The organism is Nocardia thailandica NBRC 100428, from assembly GCF_000308795.1.
In the GTDB taxonomy this organism is placed as follows: domain Bacteria; phylum Actinomycetota; class Actinomycetes; order Mycobacteriales; family Mycobacteriaceae; genus Nocardia; species Nocardia thailandica.
Genome location: NZ_BAGK01000158.1, coordinates 1 through 5,212, shown reverse-complemented (window position 1 = coordinate 5,212; position 5,212 = coordinate 1). Strand labels below are relative to the sequence as shown.

Sequence of the window (5,212 nt, the reverse complement as noted above, 5' to 3'; positions counted from 1 at the left end):
ATGGGTGGTCGCCGGGACCGGGCGCGCGGTGGAGTACGTCGCGGGCCGTCGCTGGGTGCTCTCGGCGACCGGGTTCTGGCAGGCGCACAGCGGTGCGGCGCAGTGCTATTCGGACCTGGTCGCGGAGTGGTCGGGCCTGGCGGCGGGCGGTGACGCCTGGGATCTGTACAGCGGGGTCGGCGTCTTCGCCGCCCGCCTGGCCGAGCGCACCGGCCCGACCGGCTTCGTGCACGCCGTGGAGTCCGCCCGTTCCGCCGTCGCCGACGGCAACGCCGCCCTGGCCGACCTGCCGTGGCTCGACCTGCGCGCCGACCGCACCGAACGCTGGGTCCGCACCCACCGCGACACCCCCGACGTCGTCGTCCTCGACCCGCCCCGCGCGGGCGCGGGCCGCGACGTCGTCACCGCCGTCACCGCGGCGAACCCGTCCCGCGTCGTCCACATCGGCTGCGACCCGGCCTCGTTCGCCCGCGACGTCGCCCTCTACGCCGAGGCCGGCTACGGGCTCGCGGCCCTGCGCGCCTTCGACGCCTTCCCGGCCACCCACCACGTCGAATGCGTCGGGCTGCTCGAACGCTGAACCGGGGAACCGGCCGCCGCCCGCGCCGCGGGGATCGTCGGTGCGAATCCGACCCGCCTGCCCGCGGCCGCGCGGCGACCCCGTGCTCACGGGCCGACGAGGAGGGGCGGCCGGTCTCCTCGCGCGCGGCTCGAAGGCGCGGAGGCGCTCAGTCCAGCGCCCAGGTGACCCGGACGTCGGCGGTGATCTCCGTGTCGCCCAGTTCGACCGGGACCGACGCGGCGGCGAAGGCCATCGGGGCGGCGATCTCGGCGGCGCGGGGGAACGGGGTCGGCATGCCCCCGGGATGTTCGGTGATGTCGAGGACCGCGCCGAGGCGGGCGTGGGCGCGGGTGGCGTACTGCTCGGCCTTGACGCGCGCGTCGTCGTAGGCGGCGTCGCGGGCCCGGACGAGGGCGGCTCCCGCCTCGGACAGCACGCGGTCGAGCCCGCCGAGGCGCACGTCGTCCCCGCCCGCGGCGACGGCGGCGGCGATGGTGCCCGCCGGGTCGGTGCTCTCCCGCAGCGACACGGTCAGGGCCGTGGTGGCCAGGTAGCCGGTGATCTCGTGGGTGCCGCGATCGGTGTAGACGGTCTCGGTGCGCACGCTCAGGCCGCTGGTGGCGATGTCGGTGTCGGCGACCCCGGCGCGGCGCAGGGCGTGCAGGACCGACGAGACCCGCTCGCCCGCCCGGCTGTAGGCCGCGGCGACCCCGGCGGCCCGCGACTCCACCGAGAGCGTGATCCGGACCAGGTCGGGGGTGGCGCGGACGGCGCCGTGGCCGTAGACGGTGATGGTCGGCTGTGTGCTCATTCCCGGCTCCTCAGGACTCGGCGGCCCGCCCGGACAGGGTGCGGGTGGTGGCTTCCATCTGCGTGTACGCCTCGCCCGCGAGCTGTTGCAGCAGCGCGAGTTTCAGCCGCGGGTGGGCGGAGGTGAGCTCGTCGAACACCGCGGGCGGCATGACCGCGAGCCGGACCTGGGTCTCGGCGGTGACCGTGTGCACCGAGGGCTGTTCCAGCAGCATCGGCACCTGCCCGAAGGACTGCCCGGCGGGCAGCGACACCAGGCGGTGGGTGCGGCCGTCGACGCCGGGGAAACTCATCCGCACCCGGCCCTGCAGGATCAGGTACAGCCCGGAGCGGGGCTGCCCGCGCTCGGCGATGACCTCCCCGCGCGCGACCGTGCGGGTCTCGTACCGGGCGGCCAGGTCGGCGCGCTCTTCGGCCGGGAGCTGGGCCAGCACGGGGTGGTCGGTGACGGTGAACGAGGTCGGGGTGGTCGTACCGGGGGCGCAGTGCCGTTCCAGGACGATGTCCTCGCACCATTCGGCGGCGGTGTCCCGGTCGACGAAGACCCGCCCGCGCGGATCGTCGGGCCGCAGGCCGGACACCTCGTGCCCGAGCTTGGCGTCGGGGTCGACCAGCGCGACCCGGCAGCCGGTCGCCGCCAGTTCGGCCTGCAGGGCGGTGAGCATGTCGCGGGCGATCGCGCTGATCTCGCCCACCCGCCGCACGTCGAGGACCAGCGCGTCCAGGCGCCCGGCGTGCGGTTCGATGGTGCGCACCGCGTGTTCGGCGGCGGCGAAGAGCAGGTCGCCGTGCAGTTCGTAGACGTGGGCGCGTTCGCCGTGCGCCTCGAGCACCGCCACGTCGTCGGGGGAGCGGCGCAGGCGCGACGGCGCCTGGGCGACCGAGTACGAGGCGCGGATCGCGGTGCGCGCGGAGCGCGTCACATGACAGAAGTGCAGTTCCAGGCGCTTCGACAGTTCCCGGCAGGCGGCGACGCCGCGCACGCTGTTGCCGTGCGCGTCCAGGCGCGGGGAGTACACGGCGATGCCGAGCTGGCCGGGCAGCACCGCCAGGATCCCGCCGCCGACCCCGCTCTTGGCGGGCAGCCCCACGGTGGTGACCCAGTCGCCCGCCGCGTCGTACATCCCGCAGGTGGTCATCACCGAGAGCACCCGCTCGGTGAGCGGCGCGGACAGCGCGCGCTCCCTGGTCCGGGGATTGACGCCGTTGTTGGCCAGGGTGGCCGCCATGACCGCGAGGTCGGCGCAGGTGACCGCGAGCGAGCACTGCCGGAAGTACCGGTCGACCACGTCGTCGGGGTCGCCGTCGACGATGCCGAAGGAACGCAGCATGTAGCCGATGGCCCGGTTGCGGAAGCCGGTGCGCGCCTCGGAGGCGTAGACGGCGCCGTCCAGGCTCAGCTCGCGCCCGGCGAACCGGGAGTAGCAGCGCCGCACCCGCTCGAAGCGCTCCTCGGCGTCGCGCCCGGCGACCAGCGAGGCCGAGGTGATCGCGCCCGCGTTGATCATGGGGTTGCGCGGTTTCTCGGTGACCGGGTCGAGGCTGATCTCGTTGAACGGCTCCCCGGACGGTTCGACGTCGATCTTGGCGGCCACCGCGTCCACGCCCCGGTCGGCGAGCGCGAGGGCGTAGGTGAACGGCTTGGAGATGGACTGGATGGTGAACCCGGCGTCGACGTCGCCGACCCCGTACACCTGCCCGTCGGCGGTGGCCAGGCACACCCCGAACCGGTCCGGGTCGACGGCCGCGAGCTCGGGGATGTAGTCGGCGGGCGCGCCGGAGGTGTCGTCGCGGCACCGCGCGTAGACCTCGTCGAGGATGCCGGCCACCACGCCGGGATCGGTCGCGCGCGTCGCTGATCCGGCATCGGTCACAGCGTCACTGTAAGGGCGCGGGCGGCGCGCCCCGGCCCGGCGCGCGGGGGAGACCGTGCTCACGGCGGCGAAGTGACCAGCGGGTAGCGCCCGGAGGGCGGGTGCCGCCGGATCCGCGGCTGAATACACTGGCAGGAATTACCCATGATCCCCGGAGGGAGCGAGTTCAGGTGGGAGTGCTGTCGCGGGTGGATTCACCCGAGGATCTGCGCCGGCTGAGCATGCCGCAGGTGCGGGAGCTGGCGCAGGAGATCCGTGAGTTCCTGGTGCGCAAGGTGGCCGCCACCGGCGGTCACCTCGGCCCGAACCTCGGCGTGGTCGAACTCACCCTGGCGCTACACCGGATCTTCGACTCCCCGCACGACCCGCTGATCTTCGACACCGGCCACCAGGCCTACGTGCACAAGATCCTCACCGGACGCAAGGACCGGTTCGACTCGCTGCGCATGCGCGACGGCCTGTCGGGTTATCCCAGCCGGGCCGAGTCCGAGCACGACTGGGTGGAGTCCTCGCACGCCTCGGCCGCGCTGTCCTACGCCGACGGCCTGGCCAAGGCGTTCCACCTCACCGGCCAGGACCGCACCGTGGTCGCGGTCGTCGGCGACGGCGCGCTCACCGGCGGCATGTGCTGGGAGGCGCTCAACAACATCGCGGGCGCCCCGGACCGGCCGGTGGTGCTGGTGGTCAACGACAACGGCCGCTCCTACGCCCCGACCATCGGCGGCCTCGCCGACCGGCTGACCGCCCTGCGCACCCAGCCCGCCTACGAGCACGCGCTCGACGCCGGGAAGAAGCTGCTCAAGAGCATTCCCGCCGTGGGGGATCCGGCGTATTCGATGGTGCACGCGCTCAAGGCCGGGATCAAGGACGCGCTGAGCCCGCAGGAACTGTTCGCCGACCTCGGCCTGAAGTACGTCGGCCCGGTCGACGGCCACGACCTCGTGGCGCTGGAGGCGGCGTTGCGCCGCGCCAAGGACTTCCGCGGTCCGGTGGTGGTGCACGTGGTCACCCAGAAGGGCCGCGGCTACGAGCACGCCGAGAACCATGTCGCCGACCAGATGCACGCGTGCGACCCGATCGACCCGCTCACCGGCCGTCCCCTCGCGGACAAGAAGGCCAAGGGCTGGACCGCGGTGTTCTCCGAGGAACTGGTCGAGCACGCGCGCCGCCGCCACGACATCGTCGCCATCACCGCGGCCATGCCTGGCCCGACCGGGCTGGCCGCGTTCGGCGAGCAGTTCCCCGAGCGCATGTTCGACGTCGGGATCGCCGAGCAGCACGCCATGACCTCGGCCGCCGGCCTGGCGCTGGGCGGCATGCACCCCGTCGTCGCGATCTACTCGACCTTCCTCAACCGCGCCTTCGACCAGCTGCTCATGGACGTGGCGCTGCTGAAGCAGCCGGTCACCGTGGTCCTGGACCGGGCGGGTGTCACCGGCCCCGACGGGGCGAGCCACAACGGGATGTGGGACCTGTCGCTGCTCGGCATCGTCCCCGGGATCCGGGTCGCGGCCCCCCGCGACGGGGCCACCCTGCGCGAGGAACTGGGCGAGGCGCTGGCCGTGTCCGACGGCCCGACCGTGCTGCGCTTCCCCAAGGGCGGCGTCGCCGAGGACATCGTCCCGGTCGAGCGGCTCGACGGCGTCGACATCCTGCGCGCCGCGGTGCCCGGCGCGCCGACGGCCGACCAGCGCGGCGACGTGCTGATCGTCGCGGTCGGCCCCTTCGCCGAGACCGCCCTGGGCGTCGCCGAACTGCTCGCCCCGCACGGGGTCTCGGTCACCGTGGTCGATCCGCGCTGGGTGATCCCGGTCCCCGACGCCGTGGTGAAGCTGGCCGAGAACTACCGCCTGGTGGTGACCGTCGAGGACGGCGGCCTGCACGGCGGCATCGGGTCCTCGGTCTCGGCGCGGCTGCGCGAGGCGGGCATCGACGTGCCGACCCGCGACCTGGGGGTGCCGCAGCA

At 74.0% G+C, this 5,212-nt stretch carries 4 protein-coding genes; 2 read left to right on the top strand and 2 right to left on the bottom strand.

Annotated elements, in window-relative coordinates:
• The coding region (locus ON36_RS16665; protein ID WP_043653960.1) for a class I SAM-dependent RNA methyltransferase at window positions 1-580 on the top strand (580 nt) is incomplete at its 5' end.
• A 148-nt stretch (window positions 581-728) separates the two neighbouring features.
• Here the strand turns inward: ON36_RS16665 and ON36_RS16660 are convergent.
• Window positions 729-1,373 (bottom strand): SIMPL domain-containing protein, encoded by a 645-nt coding sequence (locus tag ON36_RS16660; RefSeq protein WP_043653954.1) that lies wholly within the window; start codon window positions 1,371-1,373, stop codon window positions 729-731.
• Between the two features lie 10 nt (window positions 1,374-1,383).
• Window positions 1,384-3,246, bottom strand: coding sequence for a glutaminase A (gene glsA, locus ON36_RS16655; protein ID WP_373281807.1), 1,863 nt, complete (start codon window positions 3,244-3,246; stop codon window positions 1,384-1,386).
• A gap of 170 nt (window positions 3,247-3,416) precedes the next feature.
• Between glsA and dxs the strand changes: the two genes are divergently transcribed.
• On the top strand, window positions 3,417-5,212 hold a 1,796-nt coding region (dxs, locus tag ON36_RS16650; protein WP_043653957.1), incomplete at its 3' end, for a 1-deoxy-D-xylulose-5-phosphate synthase.